This window comes from Gordonia sp. i37 (assembly GCF_002043085.1).
Taxonomy (GTDB): domain Bacteria; phylum Actinomycetota; class Actinomycetes; order Mycobacteriales; family Mycobacteriaceae; genus Gordonia; species Gordonia polyisoprenivorans.
In genome coordinates, this window is sequence record NZ_MVPX01000381.1 from 1 (window position 1) to 789 (window position 789).

Here is a 789-nt window from a genome sequence, read left to right on the forward strand (position 1 = left end):
TGGCGGGGTCGTCACCGTCACCGTCGACTACCCGCCGGTCAACGCGCTGCCGTCGTCGGCGTGGTTCGACCTCGCCGACGCCATCACCGCAGCGGGCAACGACCCCAGCACGCACGTGGTGATCCTGCGGGCGGAGGGTCGCGGTTTCAACGCCGGTGTCGACATCAAGGAGATGCAGGCCACCGAGGGATTCGGGGCGTTGATCGCCGCCAACCACGGCTGCACCGCGGCGTTCAGCGCGGTCTACGACTGTGCCGTCCCGGTGGTCGTCGCGGTCAAGAACTTCTGCGTCGGTGGCGGAATCGGGCTGGTCGGCAACGCCGACGTGATCGTCGCCTCCGAGGGCGCGGTCTTCGGTCTTCCCGAGGTCGATCGCGGGGCACTGGGCGCCGCAACACATCTGGCGCGCCTGGTTCCCCAGCACATGATGCGCACCCTCTATTACACGGCCCAGAACGTCACCGCCGAACAACTCCTGCACTTCGGCTCGGTCCATCGGGTGGTGGCCGCCGACGAACTCGATTCCGCGGCACTCGATGTCGCTGAGAAGATCGCCGCCAAGGACACCCGGGTGATCCGCGCGGCGAAGTCGGCGATCAACCACATCGACCCGGTGGACGTGAAGGCCAGCTACCGCCTCGAGCAGGGATACACCTTCGAGCTCAATCTGGCCGGCGTCGCCGACGAACACCGCGACGAGTTCGTGGCGACCGGCAAGGCCCTCAACACAGGAGGACACGCCTGACATGGCAGCAACACCCACTGCGTCAACACCCACCGACAAGACGA

The 789-nt window shown here is 66.9% G+C and carries 1 protein-coding gene; it reads left to right on the plus strand.

Annotated features, from left to right (window positions below):
* On the plus strand, nucleotides 1–745 hold a 745-nt coding region (echA20, locus tag B1964_RS18735), incomplete at its 5' end, for a (7aS)-7a-methyl-1,5-dioxo-2,3,5,6,7,7a-hexahydro-1H-indene-carboxyl-CoA hydrolase (protein WP_139765793.1).
* Nucleotides 746–789: the final 44 nt, after the last annotated feature.